The 21,324-nt window shown below is 37.2% G+C and carries 21 protein-coding genes; 9 read left to right on the forward strand and 12 right to left on the reverse strand.

Annotation, left to right across the window (positions count from 1 at the left end; all coding sequences use genetic code 11):
• The first annotated feature begins 171 nt into the window (after nt 1–171).
• Nucleotides 172–615: a hemerythrin domain-containing protein gene (locus tag ACIF8R_RS08000; protein ID WP_263614706.1), complete on the forward strand. Its 444-nt coding sequence runs from the start codon at nt 172–174 to the stop codon at nt 613–615.
• A 7-nt stretch (nt 616–622) separates the two neighbouring features.
• Here the strand turns inward: ACIF8R_RS08000 and ACIF8R_RS08005 are convergent, their stop codons facing one another.
• The 3 genes from ACIF8R_RS08005 to serA all read right to left on the reverse strand — a co-directional run bounded on the left by ACIF8R_RS08005 (nt 623) and on the right by serA (nt 3,793).
• On the reverse strand, nt 623–1,486 hold the full coding sequence (locus ACIF8R_RS08005) for an EamA family transporter (RefSeq protein ID WP_396480120.1): 864 nt from the start codon (nt 1,484–1,486) through the stop codon (nt 623–625).
• Between the two features lie 91 nt (nt 1,487–1,577).
• The gene (locus ACIF8R_RS08010) at nt 1,578–2,462 is read right to left on the reverse strand and encodes an EamA family transporter (protein WP_396480122.1); all 885 of its coding nucleotides are present in this window, start codon (nt 2,460–2,462) and stop codon (nt 1,578–1,580) included.
• Between the two features lie 98 nt (nt 2,463–2,560).
• Nucleotides 2,561–3,793, reverse strand: coding sequence for a phosphoglycerate dehydrogenase (serA, locus tag ACIF8R_RS08015; protein ID WP_004705258.1), 1,233 nt, complete (start codon nt 3,791–3,793; stop codon nt 2,561–2,563).
• A gap of 378 nt (nt 3,794–4,171) precedes the next feature.
• On the opposite strand from serA, the gene ACIF8R_RS08020 reads away from it, so the two are divergent.
• Nucleotides 4,172–5,581, forward strand: a complete 1,410-nt coding sequence (locus tag ACIF8R_RS08020; RefSeq protein ID WP_396480124.1) for an FAD-binding oxidoreductase — start codon at nt 4,172–4,174, stop codon at nt 5,579–5,581.
• A 66-nt stretch (nt 5,582–5,647) separates the two neighbouring features.
• Here the strand turns inward: ACIF8R_RS08020 and ACIF8R_RS08025 are convergent, their stop codons facing one another.
• A complete protein-coding gene (locus ACIF8R_RS08025) occupies nt 5,648–6,436 on the reverse strand; it encodes a xanthine permease (RefSeq protein WP_396480126.1) in 789 nt (262 codons plus the stop codon).
• Between the two features lie 186 nt (nt 6,437–6,622).
• Here ACIF8R_RS08025 and ACIF8R_RS08030 point away from each other — a divergent pair, with 186 nt between their 5' ends.
• On the forward strand, nt 6,623–6,991 hold the full coding sequence (locus ACIF8R_RS08030; protein ID WP_396480128.1) for a hypothetical protein: 369 nt from the start codon (nt 6,623–6,625) through the stop codon (nt 6,989–6,991).
• A gap of 45 nt (nt 6,992–7,036) precedes the next feature.
• Here ACIF8R_RS08030 and ACIF8R_RS08035 read toward each other — a convergent pair whose 3' ends face one another.
• Nucleotides 7,037–7,351, reverse strand: coding sequence for a putative quinol monooxygenase (locus ACIF8R_RS08035; protein ID WP_396480130.1), 315 nt, complete (start codon nt 7,349–7,351; stop codon nt 7,037–7,039).
• 14 nt (nt 7,352–7,365) lie between these two features.
• Entirely contained in the window at nt 7,366–7,953 is a 588-nt protein-coding gene (locus ACIF8R_RS08040; protein ID WP_311069780.1) for an NAD(P)H-dependent oxidoreductase, read from the reverse strand.
• A 222-nt stretch (nt 7,954–8,175) separates the two neighbouring features.
• Between ACIF8R_RS08040 and ACIF8R_RS08045 the strand changes: the two genes are divergently transcribed.
• Nucleotides 8,176–8,541 carry a hypothetical protein gene (locus ACIF8R_RS08045; protein ID WP_396480132.1) on the forward strand — a complete coding sequence of 122 codons (366 nt, stop codon included), beginning with the start codon at nt 8,176–8,178 and terminating at the stop codon, nt 8,539–8,541.
• Nucleotides 8,542–8,909: 368 nt separating this feature from the next.
• Nucleotides 8,910–10,139, forward strand: a complete 1,230-nt coding sequence (locus ACIF8R_RS08050) for an MFS transporter (RefSeq protein ID WP_396480134.1) — start codon at nt 8,910–8,912, stop codon at nt 10,137–10,139.
• A 38-nt stretch (nt 10,140–10,177) separates the two neighbouring features.
• On the opposite strand, the gene yccS is transcribed toward ACIF8R_RS08050, so the two are convergent.
• The 4 genes from yccS to ACIF8R_RS08070 all read right to left on the reverse strand — a co-directional run bounded on the left by yccS (nt 10,178) and on the right by ACIF8R_RS08070 (nt 15,105).
• Complete coding sequence (yccS, locus tag ACIF8R_RS08055) at nt 10,178–12,328, reverse strand: YccS family putative transporter (RefSeq protein ID WP_396480136.1); 2,151 nt, start codon at nt 12,326–12,328, stop codon at nt 10,178–10,180.
• Between the two features lie 196 nt (nt 12,329–12,524).
• Complete coding sequence (sodC, locus tag ACIF8R_RS08060; protein WP_263614928.1) at nt 12,525–13,094, reverse strand: superoxide dismutase [Cu-Zn] SodC; 570 nt, start codon at nt 13,092–13,094, stop codon at nt 12,525–12,527.
• Nucleotides 13,095–13,217: 123 nt separating this feature from the next.
• Nucleotides 13,218–14,336: an AI-2E family transporter gene (locus ACIF8R_RS08065; RefSeq protein ID WP_263614696.1), complete on the reverse strand. Its 1,119-nt coding sequence runs from the start codon at nt 14,334–14,336 to the stop codon at nt 13,218–13,220.
• Between the two features lie 124 nt (nt 14,337–14,460).
• A complete protein-coding gene (locus tag ACIF8R_RS08070; protein WP_174724423.1) occupies nt 14,461–15,105 on the reverse strand; it encodes a ParA family protein in 645 nt (214 codons plus the stop codon).
• A gap of 160 nt (nt 15,106–15,265) precedes the next feature.
• On the opposite strand from ACIF8R_RS08070, the gene ACIF8R_RS08075 reads away from it, so the two are divergent.
• A complete protein-coding gene (locus ACIF8R_RS08075; RefSeq protein ID WP_002048811.1) occupies nt 15,266–15,733 on the forward strand; it encodes a Holliday junction resolvase-like protein in 468 nt (155 codons plus the stop codon).
• 139 nt (nt 15,734–15,872) lie between these two features.
• Nucleotides 15,873–16,445 carry a hypothetical protein gene (locus ACIF8R_RS08080; protein ID WP_396462552.1) on the forward strand — a complete coding sequence of 191 codons (573 nt, stop codon included), beginning with the start codon at nt 15,873–15,875 and terminating at the stop codon, nt 16,443–16,445.
• 48 nt (nt 16,446–16,493) lie between these two features.
• Here the strand turns inward: ACIF8R_RS08080 and ACIF8R_RS08085 are convergent, their stop codons facing one another.
• Nucleotides 16,494–17,027, reverse strand: a complete 534-nt coding sequence (locus tag ACIF8R_RS08085; protein WP_086496206.1) for a hypothetical protein — start codon at nt 17,025–17,027, stop codon at nt 16,494–16,496.
• Between the two features lie 15 nt (nt 17,028–17,042).
• Nucleotides 17,043–17,837: a class I SAM-dependent methyltransferase gene (locus ACIF8R_RS08090; protein WP_396480138.1), complete on the reverse strand. Its 795-nt coding sequence runs from the start codon at nt 17,835–17,837 to the stop codon at nt 17,043–17,045.
• A 127-nt stretch (nt 17,838–17,964) separates the two neighbouring features.
• On the opposite strand from ACIF8R_RS08090, the gene ACIF8R_RS08095 reads away from it, so the two are divergent.
• Nucleotides 17,965–19,242 (forward strand): hypothetical protein, encoded by a 1,278-nt coding sequence (locus ACIF8R_RS08095; RefSeq protein ID WP_396480140.1) that lies wholly within the window; start codon nt 17,965–17,967, stop codon nt 19,240–19,242.
• Nucleotides 19,243–19,655: 413 nt separating this feature from the next.
• Complete coding sequence (locus ACIF8R_RS08100) at nt 19,656–21,089, forward strand: amino acid permease (RefSeq protein WP_311086502.1); 1,434 nt, start codon at nt 19,656–19,658, stop codon at nt 21,087–21,089.
• Nucleotides 21,090–21,324 lie beyond the last annotated feature (235 nt).

Below are 21,324 nucleotides of genomic sequence, written 5' to 3' on the forward strand. Positions count from 1 at the left end.
TACTTTTTATGTATCATTTAATATTAGAAATATAAAAATCATTACAGAAATTTACTAGAAAGAAAACTGTGTAAAAAATAGTCTCATTTTAAGCTACGTAAACAATATAAATTTCAACGTATCATAAACCTTGAAATAAAAAAGATTTTTTAGCTAAAAATGAGGAAGAGAATGAATATTTTCGAAGCATTAAGAGAAAGCCATGAAAATCAACGAAACCTTTCTGAACAATTAATCCAGACACATGGTTTAACCGAAGAACGAAAAGAACTATTTGATGCATTAAAAAATGAACTTTATGCCCATTCAGTTGCCGAAGATCGTTATTTATATATTCCTTTGATGTTTGATGATGTCGGTTTAGATATCACTCGCCATGCCTTAGCTGAACACCATGAAATGGATGAGTTGGTGGAGCAGCTCGAAAAAACCGATATGAGCAGCCCGAGCTGGTTAGCAACCGCCAAACAGTTAAGTGAGAAAGTCCATCATCATTTAAAAGAAGAAGAGCATAAGTTTTTTCAACAAGCTGGAAAAATTCTTAAAGACAGCGAAAAAGAGACACTCGGCAATAAATATTTAAAGGAATATAAAAAGTATAAAAAGCCGCAGTAAAGTAAACCTATGCAGCTTTTTTAGTACTTCTTAAAGTAACCCCAATAGAGGCTAGCATTACGCAAGCTAAAGCCATCCATTGCAGCATGCTGATTTCTTCATGAAGTAATAAGAAACCTGTTAATGCTGCTAATGCTGGTGCCAAACTCGTTAGAGTGCCATAAGTTAATTTATTGAGTTGTTTGAGTGCCATTAAGTCGAGTGCATAGGGAATTGCAGTCGCTAAAATAGCGATAAGTAGGGCTTTACCCCAGTACTGTGTTTCAAGTAATGCAGGAGCATTATGCCAAATTCCAATTGGCAATAAGGCAAGTGCGGATACACCGATCCCTATTGTTAAGGCGTGCATCCCTATATTTTGAGTTACAACTTTTTGCCCAAAATAAATATAGAAGGCCCAACACAGACCTGCACCTAGTGCACAGGCTGCACCTACGTAGGAAAAGTGATGCTGTGCTGAATCTTGCCAAGGTACCATCAGGGCAATACCTAACATAGCAAGTGCTACCCAAATATAGTCACTTTTTTGTTTGATAGACAGTAGAGCTAGACCTAATGGGCCAATGAACTCTAAGCCTACGGCAATCCCTTGAGGTAATTTTCCAAGAGACGTATAAAACAAAATATTCATTATCCCTAAAGATGCACAATACATTAATAAATCGCGCCATTTTAAATAGGGTAATCGAGACCAGATTTTCCATGAACGAAACATGAATGCAACAATAACGGTCGCAAAACTTAATCTTAAAATAGTAACGGTAAGTGGATCTAAAGCTGCAATAAGCTGTTTGGCAAATGAAGCACTGATTTGATATGAAACCATCGACAAAATCATATACAGCACAGCAATAATTGGAAGATTTTGCATGGAAATACCTTAGCGCTTCATTTGATATTTAAAAAAATAATAGTAGTCAATTATAGCCAATACTACGTTTCAGCCAGCAGATTTTATAGCGTTAACCTGCTGTTTTTTCACGTTGTTGGCGGGCTTTTTGGGTGGTTATGGTACAACCGATAGAAGCAGTAATAATGGTTGCAAGTGCCAACCATTGGTTCCATAACAGATATTCCCCTAGGAAAATAAAACCAGAAAGTGCCGCAACTGCGGGTTCTAGGCTCATCAATGTTCCAAAACTTAGAGGGGTTAAACTGCGTAGTGCTAACATTTCTAAAGAAAAGGGAAGTGCACTGGCCAAAATGGCTAAGCCAATAAAATAAAATAGATAAGGCAGTTCTATCACTTGACCAATCGAGCTTGAAAAAAAGGTAATGGGTAATAAGATGCATGCACCCACAGACATTCCTAAACACACAGTATGATTACCTGAAATACCAGAGGGTTTTTGTCCAGCAATAATATAAAGCGCCCAACAAGCACCCGCACTCATTGCAAATAGAACGCCAATCCAGTCTAGCCCATGAGCTTGATTAAAAGGAAATAATAAAATGAGTCCAACAATCGCAAAAGTGACCCAGACAAAATCATATTTTTGGCGTGCGTGGTACAGTGCCACACTTAAGGGACCAATAAATTCAAAGGCGACTGCAATACCAATAGGCAAACGTTCAAGAGATAAATAGAAAAGGGCATTCATGCCTGCAAGAGCAAAGCCATAAGCCAAAATCGCTTTCCATCGAACCTGACTAAAATTAATTCGCCAGATTTTAAAAATTAAAGCCAGAATACATGCTCCAATACATAAACGCATTGCAGACACTGTCAAAACGGGAAAGCTCTCAAACAAAATTTTAGCTAAAGATGCGCTACTTTGAACGCTTAACATGGCAAGAATAAGAAAACCCAAAGCATGTAGTTGAGATTTCTGGCTTAAAGTGGACATTTTATTATTAGATCAATTGGTATACTTTTCACATGATAATGTAAATGCCCATAAAAAAGCCACAGACATTGCTGTGGCTTTTAAATTTACAGTTCTTATTAGAACAATACGCGTACGCGAATTGTACCTTCAACTTCATGCAACATATCTAAAGCTTCGTGAGAAGCAGAAGCGTCAACGTCCATTACAAGGTAACCAATGTCACCTTTAGTCATGAGTGACTGACCAGAAATGTTAATGCCTTGTTCAGCAAACAAGTTGTTGATTTTAGACAATACACCCGGTACGTTTTTGTGGATGTGTAATAAACGGTGTTGACCAGCAGTTAATGGTAACGCGATTTCTGGGAAGTTAACCGCAGAAAGCGTCATACCCTTGTCAGAGTAAGCAACGAATTTCTCTGCTACTTCTAAACCGATGTTTGCTTGCGCTTCCATAGTTGAACCACCAACGTGAGGAGTTAAAATCACGTTGTCTAAGCCGCGAAGTGGAGATTGGAATTCTTCACCATTTGCTTTTGGTTCTTTCGGGAATACGTCAACCGCTGCACCAGCAATGTGACCAGACTTGATTGCATCAGCTAAATCTTCAATCACTACACATGTACCACGTGCAGCATTTAAGAAGATCGCGCCTTCTTTCATTTTCGCAAATTGTTCTTTAGTGAAGAAGTTACGTGTAGACGGAACATCTGGCACATGCAACGTTACAACATCTGCAGTTGCTAAAAGTTCATCTAAAGAACCAACTTGGCGAGCATTACCCATTGGTAACTTAGTTACTGCATCATAATAAATAACATGCATACCCATGCTTTCAGCAAGAACTGAAAGTTGAGAACCGATGGAACCGTAACCCACAATACCTAAAGTTTTGCCACGAGTTTCGAAAGAACCCACAGCAGATTTGTCCCAACCACCACGATGACAAGCCGCCGACTTTTCAGGAACACGGCGAAGAAGAAGAATTGTTTCAGCAAGTACAAGCTCTGCAACCGAACGCGTATTTGAATACGGTGCGTTGAATACAGGAATACCACGTGCCATCGCTGCTTTAAGATCAACTTGGTTTGTTCCGATACAGAAACAACCTACTGCGATCAATTTGTTTGCAGCTTCGAAAACTTCTTCAGTCAATTGGGTACGCGAACGAATACCAATAAAGTGAGCATCTTTAATTGCTTCTTTAAGTGCTTCGCCTTCAAGAGCAGTTTTACGATAGTCAATATTGGTGTAACCCGCAGCGTTTAAAGTATCGACTGCGTTTTGGTGAACGCCTTCTAACAAAAGGAAACGGATTTTATCTTTAGGTAGTGAAAGATGTTGGCTCATTACGGCTCCGCTACAAAGGCCAAATTTGGTGGCGGTATAATAACATATTGGGCGGTGCTATAGATATTTCGTTTATACCATCGCCTTATGGCAATTTTAGCTATGTCTAATCACTTCTGTTTATGGCTTGTCGAGTGTTTTAAAATATGCTTGGCAGATTAAAGAAGCATGTTTTTATCTGGAAGCCTTATAAAAACGCATTTATTCGCGTTAAACATGTTTTGTATTGACAGTATCTCTATTCTGAACTTTATCGCTTGTGCGGATACATGTAGAATATAGGAGTTCCTTGAACATTATGGCTTTGCTCAGGTGAAAACCTTGAAAATATGAAGTCATAGTCCCACCATAGTTTACTTCTTGCTAGGTCTGCAAACGATGAATGCTCCAGTCGCTTTAACACCTGAGTTACTCACCCAATTAACAGCAATCGTCGGTGAAAACCGTATTAAAACTGATGCTGATAGTCTCGAAAACTGGGGTAAAGATCATACCAAGCATTTTAATCCGAACCCATCGGTCATCGTTTTCCCATCGACCACTGAACAAGTTCAAGCTGTTGTGAAGCTTGCGAATCAGTTTAATGTTGCGATTACACCATCTGGCGGTCGTACTGGTCTCTCTGCAGGTGCGGTAGCAACCAATGGTGAAATTGTCATTAGCATGGACAAAATGAACCAGATTCTTGAGTTCTTCCCAGCAGACCGTATGGTACGTGTTCAAGCTGGTGTTGTGACTGAACAATTGCAGAATTATGCAGAAGAACAAGGTATGTATTACCCAGTGGACTTTGCGTCAGCAGGTTCTAGCCAGATTGGCGGGAATATCGGTACCAATGCTGGCGGTATTAAAGTAATTAAATACGGCATGACACGTAACTGGGTACTTGGTTTAACCGTTGTTACTGGTAAGGGTGATATTTTACGTTTAAACAAAGGCATGGTTAAAAATGCTACTGGTTATGCGCTACAGCATTTATTTATTGGTGGTGAAGGTACTTTAGGTTTAGTAACTGAAGCAGAAATTAAACTTGAGCGTCAACCACAAAACTTACAAGTTTTAGTTTTAGGTGTTCCTGATTTTGATGCAGTAATGCCTGTATTACATGCGTTCCAAAAAGATATCGACTTAACAGCATTTGAGTTCTTTGGTGAACTTGCAATGCAAAAAGTTTTAGACCACGGGCATGTACAACGTCCATTTGAAACTGAATGTCCGTTCTATGTATTGCTTGAGTTTGAAGCACCATATGAGCCGATTCTTGATAAAGCAATGGAAATTTTCGAGCATTGTATGGAACAAGGTTGGGTTCTTGATGGCGTAATGAGCCAGAGCCTTGACCAAGTAGAAAGCTTATGGCGTTTACGTGAAGATATTTCTGAATCAATCGCACCGTTTATCCCATACAAAAATGATATTTCAGTATTAATTACTCATGTACCTGCATTTATTCGTGAGATTGATGCGATTGTTCAAGAGAACTATCCTGATTTTGAAATTTGCTGGTTCGGTCATATCGGTGACGGTAACTTACACTTAAATATTTTAAAACCTGAAAACTTAACCAAAGATGAGTTCTTTGCGAAGTGTCAGGTGGTAAATAAATATGTGTTTGATACCGTGAAAAAATACGATGGTTCAATCTCTGCCGAGCATGGCGTAGGTATGACGAAAAAGCCATATTTGGAATATTCACGTTCAGCTGAAGAAATTGAATATATGAAAGCTTTGAAAAAAGTATTTGACCCGAAAGGTATTATGAACCCAGGCAAGTTATTTGATCTTTAATACTTGATTGAATAAAAGAATCTCTGTTAAAAGCGTATCGAAAGATGCGCTTTTTTATTAAAAGCTCTATTCCTTGTACGCTTTCCAACCCGTCAGAATATGATAAATCAACGGCAAAAGACTAAGAGCAAAAAAGAAACAAAGTCCAATGGCCCAAACAGGTAAATCCCTTGGATTACCTAAAAAGAAATAGGCAAAAATAGAATAAGACAACGTCGAAAACATCGCCATTGTTCCAAGTGGAAGCGTGACTTTAAAAATTAACGTGCTAGCAAATGTTTTGTAGGGTTCCATGTCGCGCTTTAGACTATAGGCAATAATCATGAGCAACACATAACCTAAAATAAACAGCATAAATAAAGCGGCTGCAAACAATAGAATTGTTCGCCAGCTCTTTTCTTGTGCGGTGTGATCACCAGATTCATAAACAACAGTAATATGTTCACCAACTATAGGTACATCACCAGAGCGAACTGAATTATCTAAAGTTAGAGTTCTGTTTTGATTATCTTTAAATTGAACCTGAGCAGTATGCATGAGTATTTTAGTTTTATATTTACGCCCATTTGAGTCGGTACGTTCAGTATCTACCCATTCAGAAGTATAACTCACTACAGTTGCATCGTAAGTTGGTTTGGTTACTAAGCCGTAGACTGCTTGAGAAACCCAATAAGTAAATGGGAAAAATAAAGCACTAATACTAAAAACCACGGCAAATAAATAAGCAAATTCAAACTTACTACTTTTACGATTTTTAGCTAAACGCTTGACCCAAAACTTGGTGAGTACAAATGACCAAATCATCAAAACTGCAACGACCACCAAGAAAACTTGTCCCGCATAAGTCAGTTGCATAACGATCCTATTTGTTATGTGTATTGGAAATTAATTTTATCAAACGATTGTCATTAAAGTTGAGTAAGCAAGAACAAATATTTAGTCTGTGAAAGAGTAGCCATCCTTAGAACTACATAGTTTCTACAGAGTAACCAACAAAGGCATAGCATCATAAAGCTATGCCTTTTGTTTTTGGTGATAAAGATGCAACGCTTATTTTTGATTCCAGTTCTTTGTGCTGGACTTATCACTGGTTGTGCGACGACCAGTAAATTAATTCCTTTTGTAGGTTCGGAAACCCCGATGCAACAAGTTCTTAAAGCTCAACCTGAGATCGTAAAAGAGCACAATAATACCTCAGTTCAGCAAGTATTTAACCGAGTAGAATCTCCAACAGTTTCCCGCATTACGGTCATTCAAACTGGTTTAATGGATGACTCTGTTTCTGCAATCCGAACAGAATATTCATTTAAATTGGTCGATGAAAAGTGGCAGTTGCAGAATAAGCAAAAGAGCTACCAATGTGCGCGAGGGAAGGGTTCCAGAGGATTCCAAACCCAGCTTTGCTCTTAAAAATAAAAAAGACGATAAATATATCGTCTTTTTTAATGCGTTAAATTATACGCCGCTTTCTAAAATTCTAATTTTGACATCAACGACATCGTCTTTAACGGCTGCATGATGGGCTTGCATATGCGGTGTAGCTAAATGAGCTTCAAGATGAGCTACACTTTCCCATTTTTCTAGCATGACAATCGTGTCAGGCTCTTGAGTCTGGAAGCTCGCATTTGATTTGTGGTCAACTAAAGGTTCATAACCATGGCAACCATCTTCTGCTAAAACAGTTGGAATGATTTTTTGAAATGCATCCAATACGTTTTGGCGATGCTGTCCACCCGATTGAGTACGAATTTCCGCAATAATGGTAAGCATGGTTTTTCTCCTGATTAAGCTGCTGCAAATACAGTATTTAAGTGTGCTTTATATTCTTCAACATAACTATCAACGTCAGGCATTTTAATCACGTCATTTACAATAAATGTCGGAAGGGTACTCATGCCTAAGAACTGATTGGCTTTGTGAAATGGTAGATAAACACCATCTACGCCCACGCCGTGGAAGAACTGATCTGCATCATCAAATGCTTCCATCGGTGCATTCCAGGTGAGTGACAGCATATATTTTTTGTCATGAATTAAACCACCTGAACCATATTTTTTTGAAGCATCAGAGCGGCTACGGCCATCGTTTGCATAAAGTGAACCATGACCTGTAGTAAATACATCATCAATATATTTTTTCACAGTCCAAGGTGCACCCATCCACCAACCTGGCATTTGATAAATCACGACATCGGCCCATAAGAATTTTTCTACTTCGGCTTCTGCATTGTAGTCACTATCTGCACGAGTCACTTGAACTTCATGGCCCAGTTCAGTGAGATGGTCGGTTGCCAATGCCGTGAGTGTGTCATTTAATTCACCATTTGAATGGGCAAATTGTTTGGCGCCATTAATCACTAAAATATTGCTCATGAGAGTTACTCTAATTAAATACCTAAATTTGATGCATACTTTAGAGAACTTACTCTTAGAGAAAAATGTAGTAATTGGAAAAATATTATTGATTAAAAATCACTAATATTGATTTGATGCATTATTTTATTTCTCACTTTAAAGATAAATACTTTACAAAGTTGAACGGAAAAAATTGTTTCTAGCCTTTAGCATCAAAGTGAAGTTGTGGTGGAGTTGAGTATGAAAAAAACTGGTTTACTCATGATGTGTAATTTGTTGATTCTGAGTGCATGTGCACCGAATACAAAGCCACCTACATCCCAAGCCAATAGCCCGATACAAGCTATTTTGCTCGATCAACCCAACCTTTTAAATAATGCGAGTAATTTAAGTATTTCACAGCAAATGAATGCTTTGGATGATGCTTCTAATGCACAAGTAACGATTTTGCAGACTGTGCCTAGTGAAGATGCTATATCAAAAACACGTACCGAATATTTATTAAAACGTGATCAAACCGTTTGGAAAATCGTAAATGAAAAGCAAAGCTATCAATGTACAAAAGGGCAGGAAACAACAGACTTTCAAGTTAATCCTTGTCCTTAAAGCCGAACTTCTATCAGGTATGTGGATAACTTTAAGGTTATTCACAATATAAAAATGAGTTGGTGGTAATCAAAATATAGAATTTTAAATGGATGAAACTGTCCGATTGCTGATCAATTTAAAAAGTGATATTGTGTCATCTGGCAATTAAGCCAAATGGTAAAAAATTACCGAATCTCACGTCATACATTTTTCTTGTCTTAGACACCTTGTGAATACGGTGTTTCACATTCTAAACATGCACTCTCACGGCATATAACAACTTAACTAAAGATTGACTGACCATACTGTCATCGTCATGACTACATTATTTATTTCAATATGTAGTTATTGAGACATTTTGGCCGCTATTTTGAAGTGTACAACTCATGAATAATATTCAAACGACAGCGTTGAACCGTACAACGTTGATGTTTCCTTTAGCTTTAGTGCTATTTGAATTTGCGGTTTATATTGGTAATGACCTGATTCAGCCAGCCATGTTGGCAATTACTGAAGATTTTGGTGTGAGTGCAACTTGGGCACCATCTTCAATGTCATTTTATTTATTAGGTGGTGCATCTGTTGCATGGTTACTTGGGCCTTTATCAGATCGATTAGGTCGTAAGAAAGTTCTTTTAACTGGTGTTTTATTTTTTGCCTTGTGTTGTTTTTTAATTTTATTAACGCAAAAAATTGAATACTTTCTGACATTACGCTTTTTACAAGGTATTGGGTTAAGTGTAATTTCAGCAGTGGGATATGCGGCAATTCAGGAAAATTTTGCCGAGCGTGATGCCATTAAAGTCATGGCACTGATGGCAAATATCTCATTGCTTGCACCCTTGCTCGGACCTGTACTTGGAGCATTCTTAATTGATTATGTGTCTTGGCACTGGGGCTTTGTGGCAATTGCTTTACTTGCACTGCTGAGCTGGGTTGGCTTAAAGAAACAAATGCCGAGTCAGAAGGTGAGTGTAACCAAGCAGCCTTTTAGCTATCTTTTTGATGACTTTAAAAAGGTATTTAGCAATCGGCAATTCCTTGGTTTAACGCTAGCCTTACCGCTAGTAGGTATGCCACTCATGCTTTGGATTGCATTATCGCCTATTATTTTGGTCGATGAACTCAAGCTAACCAGTGTGCAATATGGCTTAGCTCAATTTCCAGTATTTCTAGGCTTAATTGTAGGCAACATTGTTTTAATTAAAATTATTGACCGTTTGGCTTTAGGTAAAACAGTCCTAATTGGTTTACCGATTATGCTCACTGGTACACTTATTTTAATATTAGGTGTTGTCTGGCAAACCTATTTAATTCCTTGTTTGCTTACGGGTATGACACTCATTTGCTTTGGTGAAGGAATTAGTTTCTCAGTCTTGTACCGCTTTGCACTCATGTCATCTGAAGTATCGAAAGGAACTGTGGCTGCTGCTGTTTCAATGCTATTGATGACGAGCTTTTTTGCAATGATTGAGCTGGTGCGTTATCTCTATACTCAATTTCATTTATGGGCTTTCGTGTTATCTGCTTTTGCATTTATTGCGCTGTGGTTTACTCAACCACGTTTAGCTTTAAAACGGGAAATGCAGGAAAGAGTTGCACAAGACTTACATTAAAAAAATACCGGAATTTAAATTCCGGTATTTTTTTTATATTACTTAATCTCTTGCTCTAAAAGTTTACCTTTAAGGGTTAATAACTCAGGCAAGGTTTCTAATAGTAAGCTCATTTGTTTTAAAACAAGAGTGTAGCTTTCTGAAAAGTGCTCATGAGTTGTTAGGTTTTGTATTTGCTTCAAAGTTTGCTCAAGAAAATTAAAATCAACAGAAGCTTGTTCAAATAAACTTTGGTTAAGGATTTGCTGACAATCTAGTAAGAGCTGTAATACCTGTTGATCCTCAATTTTTTGTCTTTGGCTACCTAATGCTGCGACATAACTCAACTGGCTATGACTATAAACTAGATAACGAAAGGCGTAATGAATCAGCTCTGGTTTGGGGTTGGGCTCAGCACTTAAGCTCGAAATCATATTCGACAGTTCAATTTGTGCGTTATGTGCAGCGCGGCGAATTCTGCGATATTCAATGTCCTGATTTTTACCATGCTGGTATTGCTCAACAATTACATTGAAATAATCCAGTGTGGCTTGGCTACTTTTTTTAATATTGTTTGGAATATTACGGAAGTTCCAGTCTGGCCATATAAAATTAACAGCAAGCCATGCAATAAAGCAGCCTAATAAGGTGTCGATTAGGCGAGGTAAAATAATACTGAAACCTGCGCCTTTTAAGTTGAAAATAAGCAATACCATTAAGGTTGCCATCAGTGTTGCCAACGCATATTTCTTCTGGCGCAAGTAGAAAAAGCTAACTCCACAAATAATAGTGAGAATGAGCTGACCTTCAATGCTTGGAACAAAATACAAAATGGGAATACCAAATAAAACGCCAAGTAAGGTTCCAATTGTTCTGAGTTTTAAACGGCTTTTGGTTGCAAAGTAAGTAATTTGGCAAACAAATAAACTGGTGAGCAAAATCCAGTAACCGTGTTGGGCAAAAGGTAATAATGAAATGACGTAACCTGCGGCGAACACGACTGCAATTCGTATCGCATGTCTAAACAGGGCCGATTGTGGAGTCAGTTGCTGGCGAATTTTTAAAACAAGATCTGAAAAATCTTGAATATCATCATCAAGTAAATTGAGATGATCTTGTTTGTTTTGACTTAGCGTTTCATTAAACGGCTGAGCATATTGAAGTTGTTCAAACTGTTCATGCATGCCTTTTAAATTATTAAAAATCAGCTTTAAATTTTTAACTTCAAAATTTTGTGGATGCTGTTGTATCCAGTCTTTTAAAGAACTTTCCAGATGATTTAAAACGATTTGCCCTTCTTGAGAAGACTGATATTGCTGGTTATGCAAAATACATTGGGCTAAATCATGGCAAGCTTGGGCTTGTAAACGCAGATTTTTCTGAAAACGGAAAATGAGATCGCTACGGCTAAAATTTTGTTGAATATGCTCGTAGTGTAGATAATTAGAGGTGGCCTGCTCATGTATATCGCGGGCAAAAAAGTACAGGTTTAACCAGTAAATACTTTTATTACTGACTCGTGAGGCCTTAAGACGAGTGAGCAGGGAACTACGTATTTGGTTAAGACTTTGCGCGACTTGCGTATTTTGTAGTGATAATTCAAATAAAAGCTGTTCAACATTTTCTTTATTGTCTGGGTCGAACAAGCGTGCTTTAGCTTGAAGTAAGGTAGAGATTTCTTCAAAAATTTGAGAAAGCTTATCTTGTAAAGGAAGTGTTGGTTTTAAAAGAAAAAATAAAATAGATGTTAGGCCGTACCACAGTGCGCCATAGACAAAATAAGTAGGCTGTTGGTACCAGTGAGCATATTCTCCTAAACCAAACATGCTGTAAATCGAGAGTAAAATCGTACCAAAAGAAATGGTGGCGTAACGCTGGCCTAAGGCTCCCAATAAAATAAAACAAGCACTTGAAATTGAAAGATATAAAATAAATAAAAATTTATAAGGTGCTAAAAAACCAAGAATAGTGCTGACAGTAAAAAAGAGTAGGCAGACATAGAGCAGGTTACGTAATCGAAGGCTTAAGCGATCATCAAAATCGGTAAGTGCAGCGGCGATCGCACCTAATGTCACAGGAACGATGAGCTCGTTATGACCTAACTCTAGTAAGCCTAAAGTTGTGCCTGTGAGTACAATTAAAATTTGCAGACAGTAAATTAAAATTGAATTCGCTTTAAAACGATTGAATAGTTGAGTCAGATAATTCACGGCTTTTTTTCTAAATGAGAGGATACGTGATAAGGGGTATTTAATTTTTTATTACTTGAAAAATATTATGCGTTTTGTCTAAAAAAGTCAGTTAATTTTTTAAGATTTTATAATAATTAAGTGATCTAATCTGCTTAATAAAATAGCAAAATTGTGGATATCTTTTTAGATACCCACAATTTAAAAAAATGACAAATTATTGAATTACGCCACAGGCGATTCGTGCTCCACCACCACCTAGAGGTAGAGGAGAATCTGAATAGTTGTCACCACCAGCATGGATCATGATAGCGCGACCTTGAATATCAGCAAGTTTTAAACGTGGCGCAATAACAGCCGTGGTAGCTACTCCATTATTATCAACAACCAATGCTGGTAAGTCGCCTAGGTGTCCTGTAGTTGGCGTACCATGATGTGGCGCTTGATTAGGGTTATAGTGACTACCCGCAGCTAAAGCAGCACCTGGTTTTCCATCTTTAACAGCAGGGTCGCACGATGCATTTTCATGAATATGGAAACCGCGAGTGCCGCTTGGTAAATCTGCTAAAGCAGGGGTAATAATTAAGCCTTTATCACTGTCTTGAAAGCTAATTGTCCCGATTTTTTTACCAATCCCATTAGCTGTGACTTCATTTACATCGACTACTTTTTTGGTATGCATTGTTGTTAATGCATGAGTCGTATCAGATACTGTTTTGCTGACCGTACTACAACCAACTGTTAATAAAGCTGTTAGTGCACATACTGCACTCATTTTATTTAATATTGGCATTATTAGATGTCCTTATAGATATAAATCTGATTTTTTTTATTCAAGCAAAGGCGTGTAAATCCTACAAGTTAATTTAAATAGTCACTTTGTATCCTGAAACATTTTTAAATCATTGGCTTAATTTTTAGATGGTGGTAAATCATCATCCGAATCGTAGATCATAGTTGTTTTTGGCATTGGTTCAGGATCAATTGTTTCATGAAGCCATTCACGCCAAATCGCTAATAAAACAGCTAAAATAACAGGGCCAATAAATAAACCAACTAAACCAAAACTCGCAATACCACCCAACACACCAAACATAATGAGTAAAAACGGAATTTGGGTCGCACCAGAAATCACAAGAGGACGAATCACATTGTCTGAACTACTTACAATCAGAACACCCCATAAAACTACGCCAATGGCTTCCATGGTTTGTCCTTGAGAGAACAACCATAGACCAACGCCTAAATAGGAGACAGGGGTGCCGAAAGGAATGAGTGCTAATAAGAACGTCGCAATCGTGAGTACCATCGGATTGGGTACACCCGCTACGAAATAACTTAATCCAGCAAGTACTGCTTGAGCAATTGCAGTTAAGCCAACACCATAGACAACTGCACGCGTTGTTTCTGAAATCGTATCGAGATAATGGTGAATACGTAGGCCAATCACCATTTCTAAGGCTTTACTTACTTGAGTTAAGATGTTGTGACCATCACGATAAAAGAAGAAAAGCGTTAAAATTGCAAAACCAAGTTTGACGATATTTTTACTAATTTCATTGAGTAACACTCGCCCATAACTTAAATGGCTTTGTACCCAAGCTGCAATACTTTGAATCGTGCTATTAGGATCAGTGTTTATATCGTTTAGTGTTCTAGTGATTTCTTTACCAATAAAAGGAAGATTTCTAATGAAATCCGGAACACTTAAATGACCAGAAAAAACTTGGCGCTGTAAATCAAGATAGAGGTTGCGGCCTTCATGTTGCAAAATAAAAATAGCGCATATAAGGGGAACACCAACAACTAAAATGACTAAGCTAATCATGACTGTAGCATTTAAATTATTACGATTTTCTCCAAAAAAGCGCTGGATTCTTAAATAAATAGGCCAAGTCATGTAGGCAATAATAGCAGCCCAAACTACAGGTACAATAAAGTACTTCAGGATGTTAAATCCTAAAAACATCAGGATAAAAAACAGCCCAAACAATAAAACGCGCTGTAAAGTAGGAGCGTATTGATGCACGAACAAAAATTCTCTAATTTTTTAAATAGGGTGAGGCCATATTAACTGAAAAATGACCTGAGGCAAATTTTAGGCAGAAATGCTAATGTACACATTCCTGCTCAACAAAAATAAAAAGTTATTTTTAGAACCACTCAGATTTATCTTCAATCAGTTTATTTAAAAGCGGCTGCCACTGGCTTTGAATTGCAATAAAGTTTTTTTGTGGTTTATCAAACACACTCAAACCTTGCATTGCTAGGCTGCCATAAGCACTACGCTCTGCAATCCATGCAATCGGTTCATGTTCGATTTTTTCAAAAAATTGCTGAATGTCTTTGGAACTGGCGCTGTTCGGCTTAACCCGATTTGCAAGCAGTAAAATTTGTACTTTTCCTTTGCGAATACGCTTAATGTCTTGCAAATGCTTGAGAAAACGACGTGTACTATCGATATCAAAAAATGAAGGCTGAAGAGGTGTAATAATGGCATGAGCTTCGCTGACTAACTGTTCAGCATGATCGCCCGAAAGAGCACCCGGTGCATCAATAATTAGATAATCTAAATTTTTCGGCGCATCACCAATCGATTTTTCGTGACGCCAATCCAAGCTTTGAATCGCAGCTACGCTTTCTGGACGTTGTTTTAACCATTGTAAAGAAGATTTTTGGTTATCTGAGTCTGCTAATGCTACTTTATATCCTTTTTGTGCCAAAGCTGTTGCCAACGTAATGGCTGTCATGGTTTTTCCGCATCCGCCCTTTTGATTTGCAATAAGTATCGTTTTCATAAATCCAATTATTTTCAGCAGCACATGTGTTTATGTTTTATACCTTAGCATCTTTTTATAAGAAGTAGATGACCACCTTTGACAAAAGTTTAAGCTACTCCGTAATTTTAGATATGATTGCTCATCTATCGCGATGATATGTATTTGTTAAGGAAAATTTATGTCCGTATGGCTGGCCATGCTTATAGGTGCTGGTATTGGTATTATTATCACTACACTCATTTTATCAAATACCCGTAATGGTCGCATTAAGGCTGAATACGAGCAATATATTGCCGAGTTAGAGCTTGAGCATCAACAGGCATTAGCGCAGGCACAAAAACGGAGTGTGAATACAAGCCGCGCCGTATTAAAAGGTAAAATGGCAGAACAATTTGCCCCAATTTTACCTGAGTTTCAATACTTGCCGAGTGATGCCAAGTTCTTGGGTGATCCGGTTGATTACGTTATTTTTGATGGCTATACCGATTTTAGAGATGGGGACGGGACTGCCGAAGATATTCAGATTATTTTGCTTGATATCAAAAGTGGCGGAGCGCGTTTGACCAAAGGGCAGCAGGCAATTGCTCAAGCAATAAAAGAAGGAAAGGTTCGTTTTGAAACCTTACGAATTGATTTTGAAGATTAACAATCTATTTAATTAGGCACAAAAATAGACGAAATTGATCTGTATTGTTACTAAATTCCGATATTTTTTTCATCGCTTAGAGCTACCATAAATTAGAGATCTACTGCATTTGATCTAGCAATATTTGAGGTATAAAGCGATGAAAAAACAACATGTAATGATAGGCTTATTGGCCTCTTTATGTATCAGCTCAGCTTTTGCTTCGACGGCATCTACTTCTGGTGAATATAATATTGCAAATGGTTTGTTACCGATTGAAAAAGATCAATCGATTTCTGTATTACAGCCATTCCAGGGCAATTTTAGAATTTTAGGTTCAAAAATTTATAAAAATGATGAACAAGCTAAGTTTTCACCGATTGATTATGCGGTAAGTTGGGGGCTGTTTGCTCAACCAGATATTGCTCGTACCATTTCAGTTAAACAGTATGATCGCTATTTGAACTGGAAAATTCCTAAATTACCTGTTCCAGCAGAGCAAGCAATGCAAATGGTGTCTAACATGCACATCATTCCTGCAAGCCCTCAGATTGCTCAGCAAATCAAACAAGTTAAACGCGGTGACTTGGTTTATCTCAAAGGTGAATTGGTCGAAATTAAAGACAAAAATTTAGTTTGGCGATCATCTTTAACTTCAAGTGATACAGGGGATGGTGCTTGTGAGTTATTCCGTGTTCAATCGATTCATTGGGTTGAAAAACAAAATATATAAATTAAAAAGCCTTCTCAATCAGAAGGCTTTTTATTGCACGTTATAAAATTAATGCTGCTGTGAGGCTTTCCAGTATTTCAACTGGTTTTGTGCTTGTAAGTAGTCAGCAAGTTGATTGACCTGTTCATCTTTATTGGCTTGTTTATCATTGATGTGTTTTTCTTGGTTTTCCCAATATTGATAAAGTAAGCCTTGGATATAACGACCTTGTTCAGTTTTTAAATCGAGGTCTTTTAACATGGTCAATGCTGAGCGTACATTATCAAGCGTACGTTTTTGTTCAAACTCAGTGGTGAGCGTACCTGCCTCATGCATTTTTTCTAGCTCAGTTTCCATTTCATCACTCATTTCAGTAAAGCGACGGTCATAGTCCTCTAATAATGCAATGTCATGCGCATCGTCAGCAGTGGCCGCGAACTTTTTAACTGGTCTTTCATTGAGCTTTTCCATCACCTGATCGGTAGATGAATTTGTCTGATGTTGTTCGGTCTTTGCTGGCTCATCTGCTTTTTTACAAGCAGTCAATAATAGGCTAGAGCTGAGCAAAGACATTAAGATGATATGAGGCGTTTTTTTAAACATAGCTTTCAACCGAACCTATTCTCTATGATTTGACGATGTACTTTTCTGAAAGTGATATGCATATGTGACATATGGAAAATCAATCTGATCTTGTGGGCCTAGCCCTGTAAAATCATAAACAATTTTTTCAAACTGAGCTTTGAGCTGTAATTGATCTTTTTCGGTCATTGCTGCAATAAAACTTGTAGAGAGTAATCTTTTACTCACCACTTGTTCGACAGTACCATGCTGCGATTGCGAAAAAGTTTCTAAGCTGTCAAAAGTAAATAAATTTTGATTTTCAAAAACCTTTTTCCACTTTTCACTATGGTAACGCGGTGTATCACCTTCAAGTGGTAATAAAAAATCTGCTAAGGCCTTCACCCAGTCTGTACGTTCATCACGTTGGTTCCAAACGAGTCCCAAATGTCCTTGTGGTTTTAATACTCTATGGATTTCAGTCAGTGTTTCCATGTTGTCAAACCAATGAAAAGATTGAGCACAAACAACAGCATCAATTTGTTGATCGTTTACCGGAATAGCGTGGCTAAAGGCCTGTAAAGTTTTAATATCAGAATAGGTTTGCTGAAGCTGTTGTAACATCTCGCCAATTGGCTCTACTGCAATAATATTGGCATGGGTTTGTTTTAAGTAGGGTAAGAATTTGCCAGTACCTGAGCCAAGATCAATAACAGTAGAATTTTCATGTATTTGGAGGCGTTCTTGCAGCCAACTGACTATTTCTGCTGGATAATTCGGTCTAACTTGCTGATAAAGCTCCGCAGCGGAACTGAAGCCTTTTTGAGCGGCAGGATGTAAGGATTGTGTCATATTTTGCGCTTTTTAATCTGACTGGCATCTATAAAATAAGATACTCCGCAATCATAAATTGGCAAAACACCTATTTTGTTTCATTTTTGACGATGTATGTGGGAGTAAATTTTCTTTCGGTGTGAGCATGGATAAGCAAATTATTTTTGAAGACGAACACATTAGAGCCATTTTTTTACAAGGCGATTCTAATACATTAGTTCTCTCTTTTGGCGATTTGATTACCCGAGCGAGTGGCTTATCTATCAATGCTGAAAAGTCTCTAATAAAGTACCAATACAATGTTATTGGGATTATGCCAAAACAAAAATCCTGGTTTCCAAAAGCCAGTATGGTTGAAATGGCCAAAGCCATTTTGCCTATTATTCAGCGTTTTAAAAATATTGTAGGTTATGGCGGCTCAATGGGCGGCTATGCAGCAATCAAGTATTCGAACCTTTTAAACATGAATCGAATCGTTGCATTTGTACCTCAGTATTCAATTGATCCTGAACAGGTTGAAGATCGACGCTACGCTGAATTCTTTGATGCTGTCGCGAACAAAGACATGCAAATTCAGCAGCAAGATGTAGATGCAAGTCGTGAATATATTATTGTTTATGACCCTTACTTTTCGGTCGATCGTGAACATTACTTAAAAATAAAAGAAATATTGCCAAGTTTACATACGATTCATTTGCCTTTTACAGGGCATGAAGCTTTATCTGTATTGGCGAGTTCAAGTCTTTTACATGATTTTATTGAACATGAATTTGATGAAACGTATTTCTATCACCACGTTCGTAAAATCAAAAAACAAAGTAAGTTCTATTATCGTAATGTACTTGCCAATGTGCTGACATATCATGACAGCATGTTATTGAAAATTTTACGTCAAAATGATTTTCAATTAGATGAGCGTTATTTGGATAACCCGCTCAAGCAAGCCATTACACGTAGTCTTGTAAAAACAAAGCAGGCGACTGAGCACGACTTCCAAAAGCTTGGAATTAAAATTCAGTACATTCAGCAAGCTGCAAGCTATAAGAAAGGTTTGCAGATGCACTCTGGTACAGTCTTGGTATTCAATTTAATTAATTTAAAACTTGAAAGCTATGCTGTAGATGTGTTGCTCGCAAATACATCATATCTGATTCCGATCGTGGCAGAGCAGACTGGAGTTGCACACATTGAATTAAATAATGAAATTTATTTGTTAGGTATGAATGACAGAAAAATTATTAAATTATTTAAACAAGGTGATGCATTAAGCTCGGATATGAGTCCATTTGTCATTAAACAATATTCTGATTTTTTTGCATTGAGCTACAAGCAATTCAATTTAGATTGTGATGAACAAGGCGTTTGTGACTACATTGAAGGTTCAGTTCAACCATCGCAACAATTTGTACTGACCAGTTATTAATTTACCTTATTGATTAAATAAAGCCCAAATCTTCAAATTTGGGCTTTATTTTTTGCTCAAAAAATATTTTTTTATTAATTTATTTGTATATGAAATTAAAAGTCATTATTTAAATAAATAGTGTGATTAATTTTTAAATAAAGATAGGGTTAAAAGTAGTCATGACAAATTAAGTGAAAAATTATTATATTTAAAAAATAATGGTTTTTATTTTTATATAAATTAAAGAAATAGTATGGGGTTAATTAAAATACAATTAATACTTTTATAATTGTCAAGGTGCTGTTTTTCATTGATATTTTATTTGAGATGGGAGGGTGTGCTTAAAATAGCTTCACTGTTCAAAGATAATTGCATATTTATTTTTTTCTCCTAAAATGATTTTTTACTAAATTGTCGTTACAGTTTTTTATATGCAATCATTAAATTATCGGAATAATGATGCATCGCAACATGGAAGTTCTGCACCTTTGAAACGAGCAATGAGTACTCGACATTTGGTGATGATCTCCCTTGGCGGTGCCATAGGTACAGGTCTTTTTTTAGGGTCTGGCGACGTAATTTCTCAAGCAGGCCCAATTGGCGCAATTATCTCTTATTTCTTGGGCGGTTTGATTGCCTACACCGTTATGCTCTGCCTTGGTGAGCTAGCTGTTCATGTGCCTGAATCAGGCTCTTTTGGTGAATACGCACGACGTTATATTGGTCCAGGCACAGGTTATATGATCACCTGGCTATATTGGCTAACTTGGACTGCCACTTTAGGAACTGAATTTACTGCTGCAGCTTTACTAGTTAAGGAATGGTTTCCTACTACTTCTGTTTGGGCATGGACTCTGTTTTTTGGTGGGCTTGTCTTTTTCCTCAATATTAGTTCAACACGTTTATTTGCTGAATCTGAGTTCTGGCTTGCTCTCATTAAAGTTATAACAATTATTGTCTTTATTACTTTGGGTTTATTGGCAATTTTTGGTTTTATTCCTTATCACGGGCATGAAACAGCACCATTGTTTAGTAATTTAACGGCTCAAGGTTGGTTCCCGCACGGATTATTTCCAATTTTTACAACCATGCTCATTGTGAATTTTGCCTTCTCTGGTACTGAGCTTATTGGTGTGGCTGCAGGTGAAGCAGAGGAGCCAGCGAAGACTGTTCCTAAAGCAATTAATGCAGCAATTTGGCGTTTACTTATATTTTTTGTAGGAACAATTGTTGTTATTTGCTCTTTGCTACCATTCCACCTTGCAGGTCTTAATGCAAATGATGTGAGCAGTAGTCCATTTGTGACGGTATTTAACTATATTGGTATTCCATATGCAGAAGACATTATCCGTTTCGTAATTATTACGGCTCTACTTTCTGCTGCTAACTCTGGTTTGTTTGCTGCCTCACGTATGATGTGGTCGCTTTCAGCAAAAAATCAATTACCAAAAATTTTCGCTAAACTCACACCATCAGGAACACCTATTGTTGCCATTATTGTGACCATGTTTGGTGCTATTCCTGGGTTACTTTCAGAACAATTTGCGCCAGAAACAATTTTCAAAAATTTGTTGGGTGTTGCTGCTTTTACAATGGTGGTGGTCTGGATCGCAATTTGTGTTTCACAATTTAATTTCCGTCGACAATGGTATAAAGCAGGTAAAACAGCAAAAGATTTACGTTTCGCTGCACCACTTTTCCCTCTTACTCCAATTGTAGGTGGGTTATTCTGTATTGTTACCTGTGTAAGTATGGTATTTGATCCATCTATGCAGGTTGGCTTTATCTGCTGCATTATTTTTATCTTGCTGTGCTATGTGAGCTATTTTGTTTTTTATCGTAAGAAAGAGATTGCTCCGAACTAAGCCATTTTGTAGCTAATTTTGTTGATTGAAGGTCCCTTATGGGGCCTTTTTTTATGGCGATAAATTAAGCTTTAGAGAGGAATGTTATATATTTCTTTTAAAAATGTTTTTTTTATTTTAATAATTAAATCAAATAATGATTCATAAATTAACCATTTGTCGGAATGGTATTAATAGCTAATTATTATAAGTTTTTAAATAAGTACATGTTTAACATGATTATTTAATAGTAAGG

Origin of the sequence: Acinetobacter sp. ABJ_C4_1, assembly GCF_044538495.1 — a bacterium.
Classification (GTDB): Bacteria; Pseudomonadota; Gammaproteobacteria; order Pseudomonadales; family Moraxellaceae; genus Acinetobacter; species Acinetobacter nosocomialis_A.